19 protein-coding genes and 1 tRNA gene are annotated in these 17,861 nt (G+C 67.5%); 5 read left to right on the top strand and 15 right to left on the bottom strand.

All coding sequences use genetic code 11. The annotated features are described in order from the left end of the window. Positions 1-38 precede the first annotated feature (38 nt). The gene (locus tag BN3385_RS18780) at positions 39-701 is read left to right on the top strand and encodes a class I SAM-dependent methyltransferase (RefSeq protein WP_059018917.1); all 663 of its coding nucleotides are present in this window, start codon (positions 39-41) and stop codon (positions 699-701) included. Further along, positions 694-1,761, top strand: coding sequence for a hypothetical protein (locus BN3385_RS28285; protein WP_156432802.1), 1,068 nt, complete (start codon positions 694-696; stop codon positions 1,759-1,761). The genes BN3385_RS18780 and BN3385_RS28285 overlap by 8 nt, the downstream gene beginning before the upstream one ends. 403 nt (positions 1,762-2,164) lie before the next feature. Here the strand turns inward: BN3385_RS28285 and BN3385_RS18770 are convergent, their stop codons facing one another. Continuing rightward, positions 2,165-3,082 carry a metal-dependent hydrolase gene (locus BN3385_RS18770; RefSeq protein ID WP_059018913.1) on the bottom strand — a complete coding sequence of 306 codons (918 nt, stop codon included), beginning with the start codon at positions 3,080-3,082 and terminating at the stop codon, positions 2,165-2,167. A 181-nt stretch (positions 3,083-3,263) separates the two neighbouring features. Between BN3385_RS18770 and BN3385_RS18765 the strand changes: the two genes are divergently transcribed. After that, on the top strand, positions 3,264-3,941 hold the full coding sequence (locus BN3385_RS18765; protein ID WP_082690544.1) for a TetR/AcrR family transcriptional regulator: 678 nt from the start codon (positions 3,264-3,266) through the stop codon (positions 3,939-3,941). Beyond that, on the top strand, positions 3,938-4,870 hold the full coding sequence (locus BN3385_RS18760) for an alpha/beta fold hydrolase (protein WP_082690543.1): 933 nt from the start codon (positions 3,938-3,940) through the stop codon (positions 4,868-4,870). The genes BN3385_RS18765 and BN3385_RS18760 overlap by 4 nt, the downstream gene beginning before the upstream one ends. Here BN3385_RS18760 and BN3385_RS18755 read toward each other — a convergent pair. Both BN3385_RS18755 and BN3385_RS18750 read right to left on the bottom strand, forming a co-directional pair. Continuing rightward, positions 4,862-4,935, bottom strand: a tRNA-Pro gene (locus BN3385_RS18755). The two genes, BN3385_RS18760 and BN3385_RS18755, sit on opposite strands and share 9 nt — an antisense overlap. Positions 4,936-5,015: 80 nt before the next feature. Further along, the gene (locus BN3385_RS18750; protein WP_197415315.1) at positions 5,016-5,783 is read right to left on the bottom strand and encodes a sulfite exporter TauE/SafE family protein; all 768 of its coding nucleotides are present in this window, start codon (positions 5,781-5,783) and stop codon (positions 5,016-5,018) included. Positions 5,784-5,868: 85 nt separating this feature from the next. Here BN3385_RS18750 and BN3385_RS18745 point away from each other — a divergent pair, with 85 nt between their 5' ends. Continuing rightward, positions 5,869-6,564, top strand: a complete 696-nt coding sequence (locus tag BN3385_RS18745; RefSeq protein ID WP_059018909.1) for a nitroreductase family protein — start codon at positions 5,869-5,871, stop codon at positions 6,562-6,564. A gap of 6 nt (positions 6,565-6,570) precedes the next feature. Here BN3385_RS18745 and BN3385_RS18740 read toward each other — a convergent pair whose 3' ends face one another. The 12 genes from BN3385_RS18740 to steA form a co-directional block, all read right to left on the bottom strand. Continuing rightward, positions 6,571-6,837, bottom strand: a complete 267-nt coding sequence (locus BN3385_RS18740; protein ID WP_059018908.1) for a hypothetical protein — start codon at positions 6,835-6,837, stop codon at positions 6,571-6,573. A gap of 49 nt (positions 6,838-6,886) precedes the next feature. Further along, a complete protein-coding gene (gene der, locus BN3385_RS18735; RefSeq protein WP_059018906.1) occupies positions 6,887-8,293 on the bottom strand; it encodes a ribosome biogenesis GTPase Der in 1,407 nt (468 codons plus the stop codon). Next, positions 8,290-8,967 carry a (d)CMP kinase gene (gene cmk / locus BN3385_RS18730; protein ID WP_059018905.1) on the bottom strand — a complete coding sequence of 226 codons (678 nt, stop codon included), beginning with the start codon at positions 8,965-8,967 and terminating at the stop codon, positions 8,290-8,292. The genes der and cmk overlap by 4 nt, the downstream gene beginning before the upstream one ends. Further along, on the bottom strand, positions 8,964-9,707 hold the full coding sequence (locus tag BN3385_RS18725; RefSeq protein ID WP_059018903.1) for a pseudouridine synthase: 744 nt from the start codon (positions 9,705-9,707) through the stop codon (positions 8,964-8,966). The genes cmk and BN3385_RS18725 overlap by 4 nt, the downstream gene beginning before the upstream one ends. After that, positions 9,700-10,389 carry an SMC-Scp complex subunit ScpB gene (gene scpB / locus BN3385_RS18720; protein WP_059018901.1) on the bottom strand — a complete coding sequence of 230 codons (690 nt, stop codon included), beginning with the start codon at positions 10,387-10,389 and terminating at the stop codon, positions 9,700-9,702. Before scpB ends, BN3385_RS18725 begins: the two co-directional genes overlap by 8 nt. Positions 10,390-10,396: 7 nt before the next feature. Beyond that, complete coding sequence (locus tag BN3385_RS18715) at positions 10,397-11,209, bottom strand: segregation/condensation protein A (protein WP_059018899.1); 813 nt, start codon at positions 11,207-11,209, stop codon at positions 10,397-10,399. Next, positions 11,206-12,069, bottom strand: a complete 864-nt coding sequence (locus tag BN3385_RS18710; protein WP_059018897.1) for a ParA family protein — start codon at positions 12,067-12,069, stop codon at positions 11,206-11,208. The genes BN3385_RS18715 and BN3385_RS18710 overlap by 4 nt, the downstream gene beginning before the upstream one ends. A gap of 91 nt (positions 12,070-12,160) precedes the next feature. After that, positions 12,161-13,108: a site-specific tyrosine recombinase XerD gene (xerD, locus tag BN3385_RS18705; RefSeq protein ID WP_059018895.1), complete on the bottom strand. Its 948-nt coding sequence runs from the start codon at positions 13,106-13,108 to the stop codon at positions 12,161-12,163. Next, positions 13,105-13,728, bottom strand: coding sequence for an NUDIX domain-containing protein (locus BN3385_RS18700; protein ID WP_059018892.1), 624 nt, complete (start codon positions 13,726-13,728; stop codon positions 13,105-13,107). The genes xerD and BN3385_RS18700 overlap by 4 nt, the downstream gene beginning before the upstream one ends. Beyond that, positions 13,721-15,484, bottom strand: coding sequence for a CTP synthase (pyrG, locus tag BN3385_RS18695; RefSeq protein ID WP_197415238.1), 1,764 nt, complete (start codon positions 15,482-15,484; stop codon positions 13,721-13,723). The genes BN3385_RS18700 and pyrG overlap by 8 nt, the downstream gene beginning before the upstream one ends. A 175-nt stretch (positions 15,485-15,659) precedes the next feature. Beyond that, a complete protein-coding gene (locus tag BN3385_RS18690; RefSeq protein ID WP_059018888.1) occupies positions 15,660-16,598 on the bottom strand; it encodes a copper transporter in 939 nt (312 codons plus the stop codon). 31 nt (positions 16,599-16,629) lie between these two features. Further along, positions 16,630-17,814, bottom strand: a complete 1,185-nt coding sequence (gene steA / locus BN3385_RS18685) for a putative cytokinetic ring protein SteA (protein WP_059018886.1) — start codon at positions 17,812-17,814, stop codon at positions 16,630-16,632. Between the last annotated feature and the right edge of the window lie 47 nt (positions 17,815-17,861).

The following is a 17,861-nucleotide window of genomic DNA, read 5'->3' as shown; positions in this document are numbered from 1 at the left end:
CGATGCGGCCACACCGTGCCGATTCCTAGATTCCGGGTATGACCGAGACCGCGCATGCCCCGACCACGTCGACCCGCTGGTTGCGGGTGATGGCGGTGCTCTACGACCCGTTCCTATGGTTCGGCGAGATCGTCGGGATGCGCCAGCACCGCCGTGAGCTGCTGGCGCAGGCCTACGGCCGGGTCCTGGAGATCGGCGCCGGCACCGGACTCAATGTGCCGCACTACCCAAAGGCCGTTGACACGTTGCTGCTCGCGGAGCCCGAACCCGGTATGCGCCGCAAGCTCGAGCGCCGACTGGCACGCCATGACCGCCACGCCCGGGTTCTCGATGCACCCGCCGAACGCCTGCCGCTAGCCGATGCGTCGGTGGACACCGTGATCAGCACCCTGGTGCTGTGCACGGTCGAGGATGCCGCCCCCGCACTGCGGGAAATCGCACGGGTACTGCGCCCCGGCGGTCAAGTGCTGTTCATCGAACACGTGCGGTCGCGGTCGACGCTGATCGCCGCATGCCAGGACGCACTCATGCGCGCCTGGCGCGGCTTCGCCGGGGGATGCGTGTGCAACCGCCCGACTGTCGAGCTGATGACCGCACACGGCTATGCCGTCGACGCACAGGATGACCTCTGGCATGGGATGCCTGCCATCGTGCACCCGCTGAAGATCGGCCGCGCGAGAAAGGTTGCCGCCCATGGCTAAACACCGCTCCCTGGCGTCCTCGCCGCCCTACCTGCGCACTGCACTGGCCGGTGCCGCGCTGGCCGGAACCGGCTATCTGATGTCGGCAATGACTGCAGCGTCAGCGTCAGCCGATCCGAATACCGCTGCCATCCAATGCCTTCCAGGATCACCCTGCCTCGGCACAGCGGTATCACCGGGCCCTGCGGCGGCACCGTTGAGCATGGTCCTGGTCGGTGACGGCACCGCCGAACACCCTGACGCCGGCCTGCTGATCGGCAACGGCTACACCCCGGACCCCACCACCTGTGGCACCGCGTGCCATGGCGGCAACGGCGGATTGTTGGCCGGTAATGGCGGAAACGGCGTCAACGGCGGAGATGGCGGGAACGCGGGGCTGTTCGGCAACGGCGGGCAGGGCGGGAATGGCAATGACCAACACATCAACGGTGGAAACGGTGGTCGCGGTGGTCTGATCGCCGGGTTCGGTGCTGATGGGGGCACCGGCGCCGCCGGCGGCGGCAACGGTGGCGACGGCGGTGGCGGCGGCCTGCTGTTCGGCAGTGGCGGCAATGGCGGGTCCGGTGGCATCGGGTCCCCGGGTGCCAACGGCGGAAACGGCGGCAGCGGCGGAAACGCGGGAGTGTTCGGCGGACGCGGCGGTAACGGCGGGTTCGGTGGCGAGGGTGCGAGCAAGGACGCCATGGGCGGAGCAGGTGGAGCGGACCGGTGGCGGCGGCGGATTCGGCGGCAGCGGCGGTGGCTTGCAGCAGGAGGCGGCGAGCTAATCCGCCAGGGTGTCGAGGCGGGCCTGCACGCGGGCCAGCGCCTCGTCGAACACGTCGACCTTCTCGCCGCGCTTCTCGTTGGCGGGCTGGGCGGCCCCGCGGGCGCCCTCGGCTTCCACCCGGGCCGCGCCCTGGCGCCGCAACTGGCTGAAGTTCTTGTCGCGGGCGCGTCGCAGCTGACCCTGCAGGTCCTTGAGTGCCGCGGCGTCCATGCGCTCCAGCGCGGCGGGATGCGACTGGTCGATCAGCGCGGTTTCCTGCGCGGTCAGATTCACGTGTGTGCTCACCGTTGATTTATAGCGCGTCGATGGAGGATGGCAACATCGCTGTGAATCTCGGCGGCAAGGCTACGCCGGACACGGCCAGGGGGCCGGGGCGGCAGCCGAGTGCCCCCTTCTTGAACACTCCGCCGACCGCCCCAGCCGCTCACCTCGGCCGGAAAGGAGAAAACCGGCATCCGCGAGCAACGCCAATGGCGTCAATAGAGAAGCTAGAGCGCAGCCCGTGACGGCACTCGTGACGAGCCGCCAAAGAATTGGGCCTGCTTGTCGCGCCACCACAATGCTCGATTCGTCGCGACCCTGGGAGCCCACACAGGCGGCGACTGTGACGGCCACCGTGCGTCCGCTTCACCGTTGTGGCGCTGCCGACCAGATCTATCCACGCAGTGGACAACACACCGTCTTGTCGACGCGATCAACCCGCGCACGCAGTCCCGTAGTAGTGAGCCATGTCCTCCCCGGCGGCGTAGCTGCGCATCCAGGTGTAGTACCAATCCGGTACCGGGGCGTCTGCGGGCCGCCGGCCCGGAAGCTGCGACAAGGCGATCCCGCCGAACATCCGCACCAGTCGCGGGGTACTGACTCCGGCCAGCAGTTGCTGTTCCTGCGGCGGAAACCGCCTGCGCAGCATAGGTATCCGATAGATGGCCTCGTTGCGGAAGATCACCGTGCGGAACGCCTGCGGACTGATTCCGATGTCGCCGGACGGGACATGCTCGGTGAATCCGGCGATGACGATGTCGAGCACCTCCATCAGGTGGCGCCATGTGCGGCGGACCGTGCTCAGCCGGTAGCGCCGGCTGCCGACGACACCTTCGAAGATGATGTCCGCCGAACTGCGGTGCTCGATCTCCTCGATGTAGTGCCACAGGAACAGCGACGCCACCCGGTTGTCACCGCTGTACAAACAGTCACGTCGTTCGATGAAGAACCCGAAGATCGGCGGAAAGGATGCCTCGATATTGGCCACGTAGGCCAAATGGAAGTTCAAATCTTCTGCTGAAAAGAGAGTTTCGTAGGATGCGATCACCCGGTCCAGCACGTCGGCGAGACCGGGATAGCGTGCGGTCAGTGCCTTGACATGACGACGGTGTGCCGCGGAGTGCTGTGACTCCTGGGCCAGGAAGACTTCAGCTTCGGCTCGCAACTCGGGATCGGTGATGCGCGACTGCAGCGCCTCTTTGACCGCCAGCACGATGTAGCGCTCGAAACCGACTGCGATGAATGAGATGGCGTTGGCCATCATGCCCGCGGCGGGATTGGCCGGATGCCATTGGAATGGCACCGATTCGTCGATGTCGAAGCGCATCTTGCGGAATGTCACATCCGTCATGCGGTTCCATCCTCTCCGCCGCACCGTACCGAGGCGATGCTTCTCCGAGAGTAGGGATGATTGGACACTTGAGTCAAGAGTGTCCAATCGGGTCGGGTGATTGACACTGTCCCCCGCCGCCAACACAATCGCAGGCATGCATTGCTCGCCGTTCGACAGCCGTAAGGCGCGGTGAGCCACGATGCGCACCCGTGGTTGGGGGGGCTCAGCCCCTGCGTCTGACGAGGAAGCGATCGAACGGATCCTCGATGCCTCCGACGCCGTGATCAAGTCCGACGAGGGCGAATTCAATGTCGCGAAAGTTGCTCGGGCACTGGGAATTTCACGCCAGACGGTTTACAACCACTTTCCCGGAACGGGAGCGCTGCTGGAAGCCGTCGCAGTGCGGGCCGCCGTACGGTTCTCCGACCGCATCACCGAGCACCTCGCCGGCGTGACGGATCCGGTGGAAGCGCTGCTGGAAGCATTGGCATTCACGATCGATTTTCTTGCCGAACAAAAGGGGATTCGGCTGCTGTTCTCCTACGACCTGCCGAGAGCCTCTCAACGGATCACCTCGACGGAGGTGATCCAGTTCAATCGCGACCTGTTGCAGCGCTTGGACGTCGACTGGCGCGCCGCCGGAATCGGCGATGTGCAGCTGGAGGAGATCTGCGAGTACATGCTGCGCATCATCGAGCTGGTGATGGTCGACCCGGCGGACCTGCGCACGGGAAAGGCGTTGCGGGCCTATCTACGTCGTTGGGTGGGGCCAGTCTTTCGGTCCGAGGTCGACGCTCACCGTCCCCTGGCAACGCGCCGGCGCCACCGCACGGTCGCCGCCAGCTCGGTCAAGTCCACAACACGATCACGGCGATGAGCCTCCCCGGCGTGCAGACCTTCGCCGTCCAGAGCGACGGCGGACTGGACATCGCCTGCGACCGTCGCGGTGCTGCGCACGCGCCCGCGGTAGTTTTTCTGCACGGAGCAGGACAGACCCGCCGGTCGTGGGCCAAGGCCGCAGCAGCCGTAGCAGCCCGCGGCTGGCAGGCCGTCACCGTCGATCTGCGCGGCCACGGTGACTCGGACTGGGCCGAAGACGGTGACTACCGGGTGGTCAGCTTCGCCGGGGACGTGCTCGCGGTGCTGCGCACTCTTCCCGACAGCCCGGTGGTGATCGGCGCCTCCCTGGGCGGGTTCACCGCGATGCTGCTCGCCGGTGAGATCGCCACCGGCGTGGCGCGCGCCGTCGTATTGGTCGACATCGTGCCCGAAATGGACGAGTCCGGTGCCCGGCGCATCTTCGACTTCATGGCCGACAACATGAGTGATGGGTTCGCATCGCTGGACGAGGTGGCCGACGTGCTGGCCGGGTTCAACCCGCACCGGGCCAGGCCGACCGATCTGGCCGGCCTGGCCACCAACCTGCGCCGCCGCGGCGATCGCTGGTACTGGCACTGGGATCCGCGCTTCATCACGGGCATGACGACGCAGGGACCGGTCGAGATCGGCGACCACGAACGTCTGTACACCGCCATCGGCAGGATTCTGCAAGACCAGACGCCGATGCTGCTGGTGCGTGGCCAGATGAGCGATCTGGTCAGCCAGGCGAATGCCGACCGGCTGCTCGCGCGCTATCCGCAGATCGAGTTCACTGATGTTCGCGGCGCGGGGCATATGGTCGTCGGCGACCGCAACGATATCTTCGCCTCCGCCGTCATCGAATTCCTCGACCGGCACAGTGCGGAAAAGGCGGCTGCCGATGTCTCGGAAACCGCCTCTGAACTGCAAGAACCTCAGTCGGGCTGACAGGATTTGAACCTGCGACCACTTGACCCCCAGTCAAGTGCGCTACCAAGCTGCGCCACAGCCCGCGGCGCTGCCGGGATCGCCGGCAGCAGGACGAAAGACTACCCCAACCCCCACCGCAGACCCGAATCCGGGCACCGGTGTCTCACACCGACAGCAGCCGGTACAGCCCGATCAGGCCGACCACCACGATCACCGCGCGCAACGCGTTCGGCGACAGTCGCCGCCCGTAGTGCGCTCCCAGCCAGCCGCCGATCAGCGAGCCCAGCGCGATCAGGCCCGCCGCCGCCCAGCTGATCCGGTCGAACGCCACCACCGTGTAGGCCACCGCCGCGACGATGTTCACCAGCAGCGACAGCAGGTTCTTCGCGGCATTCATCCGCTGCATGTCCTCGGGCAGCAGCGCGCCCATCACCCCCATCAGCAGGATGCCCTGCGCGGCGGTGAAGTAGCCGCCGTACACCCCGACCGCGAACGTCCCGGCCACCAGCGCCGTCATCCGCGCCGCCGACACGTGCTCGGCCGACCGGCCGGCCTCCTCGGCGCGCCGCCGGGCGTAGGCCTGAATCCGCGGGCCCAGTATCACCAGCGCCAGCGCCCCGATCAGCAGCACCGGCACGACCTGAGTGAAGACCTTCTCCGGCAGGTGCAGCAGCAGGAAGGCCCCGATACCCGCCCCGGTCAGCGATGCCGGGATCTGCCAGCGCAGTCGTCGCCACTGCCCGGTGAGCTCGCGCCGATACCCCCAGGTTCCGGACACCCCGCCGGCCACCAACCCGATGGCATTGGACATCGTCGCCGTCACCGGCGGATACCCGAGTGTCACCAGGGTCGGGAAGGTGATCAGCGTCCCCGAGCCGACGAGCGAGTTGATCGCCCCCGCTCCCATTCCGGCCAGCGCGATCAGGATCATGTGGGCGACGGACACCCGACAACCCTAGGGGACTCCAACGGACGAAAGCTGTTCGCCCGCAAGCAAGCGCCGTAGCCTCGGATTCATGAGCGACTCCCCCAGCCCCATCCCGACCACCGAGGAGGCCCTGGCCGCCCTCGACATGCCTCTGGTCGAGGCGATGATGACCCAGCGCGCGGTGCGCCGGGTGCGGCCTGATCCGGTCGACGACGCGATCGTGCTCAAGTGCATCGAACTGGCCCTGCGGGCACCCACCGGATCCAACGGCCAGAACTGGGAGTTCATCGTCGTCAAGGACCAGCACACCAAGGATCAGCTGGGAAAGCGCTACCGCCAGCCGTGGGCCATCTACGAGAAGATCGGCCAGCGCCGCACCGCCGGTGACGAGTCGATGCAGAAAATCCTGCGGGCGGTGCAGTGGCAGGTCGAGCACTTCAGCGAGATCCCGGTGCTCGTGATCCCCTGCCTGCGCGGCGGACGCCCGCCCTATGTGCCGTCACCGTTCGTCGCCGAGACCTCGTTCTTCGGCTCCATCTATCCCAGCGTGCAGAACCTTCTGCTGGCCGCCCGCGCCATGGGCTTGGGCGCCTCGCTGATCACCATGCCGCTGTGGAATGTCGCCTCAGCCCGCAAGATCCTGGGCCTGCCGCTCAGCGTCACACCGGTGTGCGTGGTCCCGCTGGGCTGGCCGAAGGGACGCTACGGACCCACCACCCGCAAACCCGTCGAGCAGGTGGTGCATCTGGACAGCTACGGAAAGCGGGTGTGGCTCAACGGCTGACGGCGGTTAGCCGTGCCCGTGGCCGCCGCCACCGCCGCCGTTGCCGCCGGGATGGGCATTCCAGCCCGGCTCGGCGACTTCGGCTTCGGTCAACTGGTCCGTGGTATCCGGGATCACCGCAGGAGCACAGTTCATCGAGAAGCTGTCCTCCTGGTCGGTCTCCTGGCAGGCCAGCATCTGCGGGGCCGGAGCGGACGTCACCCCGGACAGCACCGCCACGACGGGAGCACCCACGATCACCAGGGCGGCAACGCCCGCGACAGCAAACCTCATGCTGCCAATCTACTGTGCGAACGCCACCAGAACGCTTCGAACCGAGGATTCAGCGCGGCTTGAGCTTGCGCTTCTCCCGGACCCGCACGTTGATCCGGATCGGAGTGCCCTCGAACCCGAAGGTCTCCCGCAGCCGCCGTTCCAGGAACCGCCGGTAGCCGGCCTCCAGGAAACCCGACGTGAACAGCACGAACGTCGGCGGCCGTGCGGTGGCCTGGGTGGCGAACAGGATCCGGGGCTGCTTGCCGCCGCGCACCGGCGGTGGCGTGGCGGCCACGACCTCCTTGATCCAAGTGTTGAGCTGACCGGTGGAGATCCGCTTGTCCCAGGACTCCAGCGCCGTCTCCATCGCCGGTACCAGCTTCTGCACCGCCCGGCCCGTCATGGCCGAGATGTTGACCCGCGGCGCCCACTGCAACTGGTGCAGCTGCAGATCGATCTCGCGGTCCAGCAGATAGCGGCGGTCCTCGTCGACCAGATCCCACTTATTGAACGCCAGCACCAGCGCGCGGCCCGCCTCGATCACCATCGTCAGCACTCGCTGGTCCTGCTCGGTGATCGGCTGCGAACCGTCGATCAGGACGACGCACACCTCGGCGGCGTCGATGGCACTGTGCGTGCGCACCGAGGCGTAGAACTCATGGCCGCTGGCTTGGCCGACCTTGCGGCGCAACCCGGCGGTATCGACGAAACGCCATATCCTGCCGTCTAATTCGATCAGCGAGTCCACCGGGTCGACGGTGGTGCCGGCGACGTCGTGCACCACCGAGCGCTGCGCACCGGCCAGCCGGTTGAGCAGCGAACTCTTGCCGACGTTCGGCTTGCCGACCAGGGCCACCCGGCGCGGACCGCCGGTGACAGCACCGACTTCGGACGACTCAGGCAGCGCGGCCAGCACCTCGTCGAGCAGGTCGGCCACCCCGCGACCGTGCATGGCACTGATCCCGTGTGGCTCACCGAGACCCAGCGACCACAGCGCGGCGGCCTCGGCTTCCATCTTCTCGTTGTCGACCTTGTTGGCCGCCAGGAAGACGGGCTTGCCCGAACGGCGCAGAATCTTGGCCGCCGCTTCATCGCCGGTGGTGGCGCCGACGACGGCGTCGACGACCAGGATGATCGCGTCGGCGGTCTGCATGGCCACCGAGGCCTGCTCGGCCACCAACTGCTGAAGACCCTTGGCGTCGGGTTCCCACCCGCCGGTGTCCTGGACCACGAACCGCCGTCCGGTCCAGGACGCGTCGTAGGACACCCGGTCGCGGGTCACCCCGGGAAGGTCCTGCACGACGGCCTCGCGCCGGCCCAGGATCCGGTTCACCAGTGTCGACTTGCCGACGTTGGGCCTGCCGACGACGGCCACCACCGGCGGCGGGGCACCGCCCTCGCCGGACTCCTCGTCGAATCCTTCCTCGCCGAGTTCCCATTCGCTCTCGTCGGACCAGGTTCCGTCCTGGGTCATCGCATCGCTCCGCTTCGTTGCTCGACCAGTTCGACCAACCGGGCCACCACCTGGTCCTGGGTCATGTCGCTGGTGTCGACGATCAGGGCGTCTTCGGCGGGTCGCAGCGGTGACACCGCGCGGGTGGAATCCAGATGGTCGCGGCGGCGCACATCGGCCAGCACGGTTTCGTAGTCATCGCCCAGACCGGACCGGATGTTCTGGTCGTTGCGGCGCCGGGCCCTGGTCTCGGCCGAGGCGGTGAGGAAGATCTTGACGTCGGCGTCGGGCAGCACGACGGTGCCGATGTCACGGCCTTCGACGACGACGTTGTCGGAGCCAGAAGCCAGTTCGCGCTGCAACGCCACCAGCTTCTCGCGCACCTGCGGCACCGCCGAGACGGCCGACACCGCCCGGGTCACCGCGTCACCCCGGATCTCGGCCGACACATCCTCGCCGGCAAGGTAAGCGCGGTCCACATCCGGGTCGTGACCCACCGACAGCGGCACATCGGAGACCGCGGCGATCGCCGCGGGATCATCCAGATCCACCTCGGCGCGCAGCATCGCCAGCGTCACGATCCGGTACATCGCCCCGGTGTCGAGGTAGCGGGCCCCCAGGGCGCGCGCCAAACCCCTTGATACCGAGGACTTTCCGGTACCGGCAGGTCCATCGACCGCCACGATCACGTTCACAGCCCAACCGCCTTGTACAGGTCGCCCACTTCTTTGCGGGTCAGCGCCCGGATGCTGCCCGGCCGCTGCTCCCCGAGCGCCACCGCACCGAGTTCGGTGCGCACCAGCGACTCCACCGGATATCCGGCCGCGGCCAGCAGCCGGCGCACGATCCGCTTGCGTCCCTCGTGCAGGGTCAACCGCACCAGCGTCTTTCCCGGCACGGCATCGACCACCGCGAAATCATCGACCGCTGCCGGTCCGTCCTCCAGTTCGATCCCGGCCCGCAGCGTCTTGCCCAAACCCCTTGGCACCGAACCGGTCACCGTCGCCAGGTAGGTCTTGGGCACCTCATAGGACGGATGCATCAACCGGTGCGCCAGTTCACCGTCGTTCGTCAGTAGCAACAGTCCCTCGGTGTCGGCGTCGAGCCGGCCGACGTGGAACAGCTTCTTGTTACCGCGCACCCGGTGTTCCACCAGATCACCGATGCACGGTCGCCCCCGGTCATCCGACATCGTCGAATGCATACCCTTGGGCTTATTGAGCGCCAGATACACCATCGAGTCATCGAGCACGATGCGGCTGCCGTCCACCCGGATGTCGGCAGCATCGGGGTCCACCCGGGTGCCCAGTTCGGTGACGATGTGGCCGTCGACCTCCACCCGGCCGTCCATGATCATCCGCTCGGCGACCCGCCGGGAGGCAATTCCGGCCTGGGACAAGACTTTTTGCAGGCGTACGCCTTCTGGTTCAGGCATCGGTATCCACATCGAAGGCAACGGCCGGTCCGGCGGATTGCCCGCCTCCGGAGAGTTTGGCGAAACGCGGCTCGCTGTCCAGGGTTTCGCTGAGGTCATCGATCACGTCGACATCCGGCAGCAGCGGCGCGATATCCGGCAGGTCGGTCAGCGAGGTCAGACCGAGGCGCTCCAGGAACAGTTCGGTGGTGGCGAACGTGGTGGCACCGCTGTCCTCGTCGGTGCCGGCCTCGGTGATCAGCCCGCGAGCCACCAGGGTGCGGATCACCGCGTCGACATTGACCCCGCGCACCGCGCTGACCCGGGCCCGGGTCACCGGCTGGCGGTAGGCCACCACCGCCAGGGTCTCCAGGGCGGCGCGGGTCAGCTTGGAGCGCGACCCGTCGAGCAGCAGGCGCTCCACATACGGGGCGAACCGCGCGCGGGTGTACATCCGCCAGCCACCGCCGGCTTCCCGCAGCTCGATACCGCTGTCGCGCTCGGTGAGCTCGCCGGCCAGAGTCTCCAGCTTGGTACTTATCCGATCCAGCGGCTGCTCGGTCACCGAGGCCAGAGTCTGGGCGCTGACCGGGGTGTCGACAACTAACAGCAGTGCCTCGAGCACCCGGGTCAGTTCGTCGTCGTCCAATTCGGCATGGGCAACGTCGATACCCAGGTCGATATCGGGTACTTCGTCGGTCATGGTCGGCTTACTCTTCTTCCCACTCGGCTTTGACCAGCTCTTCATTCACCAGCCGGTCCCCGGTCCACGAAACTTGGAGCACACCAAGCGGTTCTGACTGCTCGAATGCTACCGCCCGGGAACGGAACAATTCGAGCAGCGCCAGGAAGCGTCCGACGATCTGCATGGGTGCGTCACAGTCGGCGATCAACTCTTTGAACGACGCCCACTGCCCCACCCCGCGCCGCTCCAGGAACTCCAGCAGCCGCTCGGCCTGCTCGGGCACCGACACCTGTTGTTCGTGCAGATGGTCGGTGCGCACCGTCGGCACCGGCCGCGGGGTGAATGCGGCGGCCGCGATCTGGGCGAAGCTGGCGGCGTCGACACCCAGCATGACCTCGGGCAGCAGGTCGTTGTAGCGCTCCTCGAGGGTCACCGAGCGCGGGTAGCTGCGCAGCGCGGCCGCCTCCAGTTCGGCGAACATCTCTGCGACATGCTTGAACGCCCGGTACTGCAGCAGCCTCGCGAACAAGAGGTCGCGCACCTCCAGCAGCGCCAGGTCCTCCTCGTCGTGCACCTCGCCGGCCGGCAAGAGCCGAGCCGCCTTGAGGTCCAGCAGTGTGGCGGCAATCACCAGGAATGCGGTGGTCTCGTCGAGTTCGAGTTCGGGCCCGATCTCCTTGGTGTAGGCGATGAACTCGTCGGTGACCTGATGCAGCGCCACCTCGGTGACGTCCATCCGGTGCGCGAAGATCAGCTGCAGCAGCAGATCGAACGGGCCCTCGAAGTTGGTCAGCCGGACGCGGAAACCACCCTTGTCCGGCGCGGGCTCGGCGGTCACTTGCCGAAGCGGTCGATGACCTCACGGGCCAGCGATCGGTACGCCTGTGCGCCAGCCGATTTCGGGGCCCACGTGGTGATGGGCTCACCGGCCACACTGGTCTCGGGGAAACGCACGGTCCGGGTGATGACGGTGTCGAACACCAGATCCCCGAAGCGTTCCATCACCCGCGCCATCACCTCGCGTGCGTTGACGGTGCGGGTGTCGAAACGGGTGATCAGGATGCCGCTGATGGCCAGCCGCGGATTGAGCCGGTCGCGGACCTTGTCGACGGTGTCGGTGAGCAGGGCCAGGCCGCGCAGCGAGAAGTACTCGCATTCGGTCGGGATGATCACCCCGTCCGAGCAGGCCAGCGCGTTGACGGTGAGCAGGCCCAGAGACGGCTGGCAGTCGATGAGGATGTAGTCGTAGCGGTCGATCACTGGGTGCAGTGCGCGGGCCAGGGTCTGCTCCCGGCCCACCTCGTTGACCAGCTGGATTTCGGCCGCCGACAGGTCGATATTGCTGGGCACCAGGTCCAGGCCCTTGACCCGGGTATGGATCAGGACGTCGTCGATGCTGACCCGCGGCTCGACCATCAGGTTGTGCACGGTCTGCGCCAGCTCGTAATGCGGCACGCCCAGACCCGCGGACAGCGCGCCCTGGGGGTCGAGGTCGACCAGCAGAACCCGGCGGCCGTACTCGGCGAGCGCGGCGCCGAGGTTGATCGTCGAGGTGGTCTTGCCGACGCCACCCTTCTGGTTACACATGGAGATGACCCGCGCCGGACCGTGGGAGGTCAGCGGTGCGGGAGCGGGAATGGTGCGGGGCGGGCGGCCGGTGAGACCGATCGGTGCGTCGTCGTCTGCCTCGTCGGTCACGCCCAAGCCCCCCGGAACAGGCACATCGGCGGCGTGAACATCCGCGCAAGTCTATCCATCTGTTGTTTCCCCGAGAGCCATACCGGTGACATCACGCTCGTGGGTGGGCCCCGGCCCAGACCTCGCGCAGCGCATGCACCGTGACCAGGGTGTAGATCTGGGTGGTGGTCACCGAGGCGTGCCCGAGTAGTTCCTGGACCACGCGAACGTCGGCGCCGCCGTCGAGCAGGTGGGTGGCGAACGAGTGCCGCAGCGTATGCGGGGACACCGCCGCGGTGATACCGGCCCGTTCGGCCGCGTCCTGCAGCACCTGCCACGCGCTTTGCCGGGACAGCCGACCGCCGCGGGCGTTGAGGAAGATCGCCGGGGTGCCGCGGCCCCGCCGGGCCAGGTCCGGGCGGCCACGCACCAGGTAGGCGTCCAGTGCAGCAATCGCCGGCCTGCCGACCGGCACCAGGCGCTGCTTGCCGCCCTTCCCGCGCAGCAGCACCGAGCGGGCCTCGGTGTCGACATCGTCGAGGTCCAGACCGACGGCCTCGGAGATCCGCGCGCCGGTCGAGTACAGCAGTTCGAGCAGGGCCCGGTTGCGCAGCGTCAGCGGTCCGTCCGAGGGCTCGTCACCACCGGCACCGTCGAGCAGGGCCAGCACCTCGTCCAGGCTCAGGCTCTTGGGCAGCCGCCGGCTCGGGGTCGGCGGCTTGACCGCGCGGGCGACGTCGAGGTCGATGATGCCCTCCGAGGCGGCGAACCGATGCAGGCCGCGCACCGCGATCAGCGCACGGGCCGCCGACACCGCCGACAGCGGGGTCACCCCGGCCTCGGGATCACCGCGGCGCAGCGCCACCAGGAAGTCGCTGACGTCGTTTTCGGTGACATTGCGCAGGTCGTCGATCCCCCGCTGGGTCAGGTGCTCGGCATAGCGGCGCAGATCACGGCGGTAGGAGCTGATGGTGTTGGCCGCCACGCCACGCTCGATGGTGAGGTGATCGAGGTAGCCCTGCAGCTGCCCGTCGAGGGCGGCAACGTGAAATGTGGTCACGAGCCCTCCCGATGGGCGGCGAACGCGGTCGGCCGGTCGGGCCACTCGACATCCACCGGGCGGGTCGGTTCGCCGTCGACGATCACCGCGTGGGCGGCCAGAATACCCACGGCAGCAATGGAATTGACGATCTCACCAGCCAGCACCCGCTGCGCGGCGTGCTCGATGTCGAACCAGTGCAGCGTGAGGTCGGCTTCCTCGTCATCGGCTTCGGGCCGGCCGACGTGAGTCAGCCCGCGGGCCAGATAGACCCGCACAGCCTCATCGCTGAACCCCGGCGAGGTGACCATGTCGGCCAGCACGCTCCAGTGCTCGGCGGCCAGACCGGCCTCTTCGTGCAACTCCCGGGCGGCAGTGACCGCAGGGTCTTCGCCTGCCGCGTCGAGAAGGCCGGCGGGCAGTTCCCACAGCCGCCGGCCCACCGGGTGGCGGTACTGATAGACCATCGCGACGCGGCGGTCCTGGTCCACGGCGACGACGGCGACGGCACCGAAGTGCTCGACGACCTCCCGGATGGCGGTGTTGCCGCCGGGCATCCGCACCTCGTCGGTGCGCAACGCGAGAATCTTTCCGCGGTAAACGGTTTCAGAGAAGACGGTGTCGAAATCGTGGTTAGCCACGGGTGACGTGTTCTGGAACCTGATCGGGCAGCGCCTGTGCCGCGGGGTCGGGATGCTCCTTGCCGTTGGAATTCTGCTCGGGGATCTCCACCGGAAGCCGTTCGGCCGCCTTGTAATCGATGGCCGCGCCGACGAAGGCGACGAACAACGGGTGCGGACGGGTCGGGCGGCTCTTGAGCTCGGGGTGTGCCTGGGTGCCGACCAGGAACGGGTGAACCTCACGCGGGTACTCGACGAACTCGACGAGGTGCCCGTCCGGTGAGGTACCGGAGAACTTCAGCCCGCTTTCGGCGATCTGGTCGCGGTAGGCGTTGTTGACCTCGTAGCGGTGCCGATGACGTTCCGACACCCGGGTGGAGTCGTAAGCCTCTGCCACGATCGACCCGGATTCCAGCACGGCGGGGTACGCCCCCAGCCGCATGGTGCCGCCCAGATCGGCCTCGCCAGCCACCGCATCACGCTGATCAGCCATCGTCGAGATCACCGGATCCGGTGTGCCCGGGTCGAATTCGGCCGAGTTCGCCTCGGTCAGGCCGACCGAGCGGGCCGCCTCGATCACAATGCACTGCAGACCCAGACACAGGCCGAGCACCGGCAGTCCGCGGTGCCGCGCATAGCGGATGGCACCGATCTTTCCCTCGATACCGCGGATGCCGAAACCGCCGGGAATCAGCACCGCATGCACATCGTCGAGGGCGGCGGCTGCACCACTGTCGGTTTCGCAGTCGTCGGAGGCCACCCAGCGCATCTCAACCTTGGCGCGGTGCGCGAATCCACCGGCGCGCAGTGCCTCGGCCACCGACAGGTAGGCATCTGACAGGTCAACGTACTTGCCCACCAACGCGATTCGCACGGTCTCTTTGGGCTCGTGCACCCGGCGCAGCAGGTCGTCCCACTCCGACCAGTCGACGTCGCGGAACGGCAGGTTCAGCCGGCGCACCACGTAGGCGTCGAGCTCCTCGCGGTGCAGCACCTTGGGGATGTCGTAGATCGACCGCGCGTCGGGGGTGGAGATCACACCGTCGATGTCGACGTCGCACATGAGCGCGATCTTGTTCTTCAGCGGTTCAGGGACGTCGCGGTCGCAGCGCAGGATCAGCGCGTCCGGGGAGATGCCGATGCTGCGCAGCGCGGCCACCGAGTGCTGGGTCGGCTTGGTCTTCAGCTCACCGGAGGGGGCCAGGTACGGCACCAGCGAGACGTGCAGGAAGAAGCAGTTCTCCCGGCCGACCTCGTGGCGGACCTGGCGGGCGGCCTCCAGGAACGGCAGCGACTCGATGTCGCCGACGGTGCCGCCGATCTCGGTGATCACCACATCGGGACGGTTTCCGGAGGCATCGGGCAGGGCCATCGCCATGATCCGGCGCTTGATCTCGTCGGTGATGTGCGGGATCACCTGCACGGTGTCGCCCAGATACTCGCCGCGGCGTTCCTTGGCGATCACGGTCGAATACACCTGACCGGTGGTCACATTGGCCGACTGCGACAGATCCCGGTCCAGGAAGCGCTCGTAGTGGCCGACGTCGAGATCGGTCTCGGCACCGTCCTCGGTGACGAACACCTCACCGTGCTGGAACGGGTTCATGGTGCCCGGGTCCACATTGAGGTACGGGTCGAGTTTCTGCATCGTCACCTGCAGGCCGCGCGCGGTCAGCAACTGACCGAGGCTGCTCGCGGTGAGACCCTTGCCGAGCGACGAAACCACACCGCCCGTGACGAAGAGATGCTTGGTCGCGGTCTGTGGGTGCTTGCGCAATGGTGGCAAGAGCAACCTCCGTGATGACGGCGCAGGGCTTGGTTTTCCAGATCTTGACAGGGGTTCGAGACCTAGTTGGGGCCTGCCGACCCACGGAAACTCACCTTAACACCGACGCCGACAAGCCGTCGCTAACACGCCAGTGGGCTGCGTTACGTCCCTGCTACGCCTGCCGCTACTGCGGAACCGTCAGCGAGGCGGCGCCCGGCCCGGTCCCGAACTGCCCCGCGGGTGCGCCGCCGATCAGTTTCTGCAGCGCCAGGACGCTCGTGATCCGGCCGGACTCCAGCCCGATGTCGTCGACGGTGGTCACCGCGGCGGCCATACCGGCGTCGGCGCGGGTCACCGCGATCGCCGAGGTTCCGGTGGCCGAGCCGTCGCGACCGGCCAGGACGGTGCCGGTGCCATGCGGGGCCAGCCCCGCCGCGAAACGCGCGACGGTGGAGCCCTGGTTGCCGGCGTCGTCGCCCAGCGCGCCCCCGGTGACGATGACCGCGGTGTTGGCAGCACCGACATGGTCGCCCTGATAGGCCAGGAAGCCGGTCTCGCGCATGGCGGCCAGCACGGTGTCGCGCTGCTGGTCGTCGACCGGCTTGATCTCCGGGTTGCGGTTGATCAACAGGGCGATGCCGAGCAGGTCACCGGCCTGTGACCCCTGGTCGACCATCGTGGTGCTGAGCTGGGCGCCGGCCGGCAGCGACGAGCTGACGACCGTGCGCAGCTTCTCGGCGGAGTTGGCGTCGACGAACTCCTGGGTCAGCGCCACCGTCCCGGTCACCGCGCCGCCGGCCTGCCCGACCACCCGGCTCATCGCCTCGACGTCGTCGTCGTCGGCATCAGGGGTGCGGAAGAGCACCACCGTCTTGCCGGCGAGCGCGTCACGCACGATCCGGCCCGACATCTGGGTGTCGAATTCGTTGGCGGCGCCCAGCTTTTCGTTGAGCGCGTTGCGCTGATCGGTGAGTGCATTGATCTGGTTGGCCAGATCCTGCTTCTCACTGCGCAGCCCGGACAGCAACGTATCGGAGAGCAACCCGGAGCCGAGGACGACCCCGAGGGCCAGGGCGAGAAACACCGCTGCCAGTGAAATGGCATGGTGGCGTAGCGAAATCACAGCCGATGAGCCTTTCTGCTCTGCGGCCGGGCTATGTCACCCAGCCCTGCACCCACAGCGTGAAGCGGTTCCAGTAGGTCACGATCCAGTCGATCACCACCGCGTCGGCTCGCGACACCCACAGCGCGGCGATGATCGCGAACAACACCGCCAGCACCAGCATGGCGATGGCACCGCCGGAGATGTGGTTGCGGTACAGCGTGGCAACAGCTTTCGCATCGACCAGCTTCTCGCCGACCTTGAGCCGGGTCAGGAAGGTCGACGGGTTGCTCTGCTGACGGGAGCGGTCGAAGAACTCCTCGATGGTGGCCGAGTGGCCTGCGGTGACGATCAGCGACGCACCGTGGTGGTCGACCAGTAGCAGGGCCAGGTCGGCGGCCGACCCCGCGGCCGGGAACGTCATGGCTCCGATGCCGAGGTCCTGGATGCGCTCGAGACCGACGGCGTGGCCGTCGGCGTCGGCGGGCAGCACCACCTGGGCGCCGCACTTGAGCACGTCGGCGCTCATCGAGTCGGGATTGCCGACGATCAGCGCGGGCCGGTAGCCGGACTTGTGCAGGATGTCAGCGCCGGCACCGACACCGACCAGGACCGGCTGATACTCCTTGATGAACGGCTTGAGCGCCTTGAGGTCGTCTTCGGCGCCGGCTCCGTCAGCGACCACGACGACGTGGCGGCGAAAGACGTCGACGTCGATATCGGGGATGCCGATCCCGTCGATCAGCAGCGGGCTCTCGCTGCGGATGAACTCGATCGTGTTGCCCGCGAAGGCTTCCAGATGCGCGACCAGCCCGGTCTTGGCGTCGTGCATGAGGTCGGCGATCTCTTCGTCGCTGCGCTCCACACCGTGCACCAGGCGACGGTCACCGGCGTACACGCCGCCGTTATGCAGCCGGATCTTGGCGCCGTCCTTGATCTTCTTGAAGGCCTCGTCGCCGACGCTGTCGATCAGGGCGATGTTGTTGGCCACCAACACCTCGGGGCCCAGGTTCGGGTAGCGCCCTGAGATCGAGGGCGAGACGTTGACCACTCCGGCGATCCGGGCGTCCACCAGCGCGTCGGCGGTCATCCGGTCCAGGTCCAGGATGTCGAGCACCACGATGTCGCCCGCCCCGACCCGCCGCAGCAGTCGGTCGATGTCGCGGTCGACGCGGGCTGTCCCCGTCACACCTGGGCGTGCACTGGTATTTCGCGAGAGGAGCGCTGACATCTTCATGCGCCGATTCTGTCGGCGAGAACACACATATCCGTGGAGGCGCGCCG

The organism is Mycobacterium sp. M26, from assembly GCF_001494595.1.
Taxonomy (GTDB): Bacteria; Actinomycetota; Actinomycetes; order Mycobacteriales; family Mycobacteriaceae; genus Mycobacterium.
This window is presented reverse-complemented; position numbering and strand designations above follow the sequence as displayed.

Coding starts and splice junctions, on each gene's coding strand:
- BN3385_RS18780 (WP_059018917.1), top strand. CDS start 39: ATGACCGAGACCGCGCATGCCCCGACCACGTCGACCCGCTGGTTGCGG.
- BN3385_RS28285 (WP_156432802.1), top strand. CDS start 694: ATGGCTAAACACCGCTCCCTGGCGTCCTCGCCGCCCTACCTGCGCACT.
- BN3385_RS18770 (WP_059018913.1), bottom strand. CDS start 3,082: ATGACGGATGTGACATTCCGCAAGATGCGCTTCGACATCGACGAATCG.
- BN3385_RS18765 (WP_082690544.1), top strand. CDS start 3,264: ATGCGCACCCGTGGTTGGGGGGGCTCAGCCCCTGCGTCTGACGAGGAA.
- BN3385_RS18760 (WP_082690543.1), top strand. CDS start 3,938: ATGAGCCTCCCCGGCGTGCAGACCTTCGCCGTCCAGAGCGACGGCGGA.
- BN3385_RS18750 (WP_197415315.1), bottom strand. CDS start 5,783: ATGATCCTGATCGCGCTGGCCGGAATGGGAGCGGGGGCGATCAACTCG.
- BN3385_RS18745 (WP_059018909.1), top strand. CDS start 5,869: ATGAGCGACTCCCCCAGCCCCATCCCGACCACCGAGGAGGCCCTGGCC.
- BN3385_RS18740 (WP_059018908.1), bottom strand. CDS start 6,837: ATGAGGTTTGCTGTCGCGGGCGTTGCCGCCCTGGTGATCGTGGGTGCT.
- der (WP_059018906.1), bottom strand. CDS start 8,293: ATGACCCAGGACGGAACCTGGTCCGACGAGAGCGAATGGGAACTCGGC.
- BN3385_RS18725 (WP_059018903.1), bottom strand. CDS start 9,707: ATGCCTGAACCAGAAGGCGTACGCCTGCAAAAAGTCTTGTCCCAGGCC.
- scpB (WP_059018901.1), bottom strand. CDS start 10,389: ATGACCGACGAAGTACCCGATATCGACCTGGGTATCGACGTTGCCCAT.
- steA (WP_059018886.1), bottom strand. CDS start 17,814: ATGAAGATGTCAGCGCTCCTCTCGCGAAATACCAGTGCACGCCCAGGT.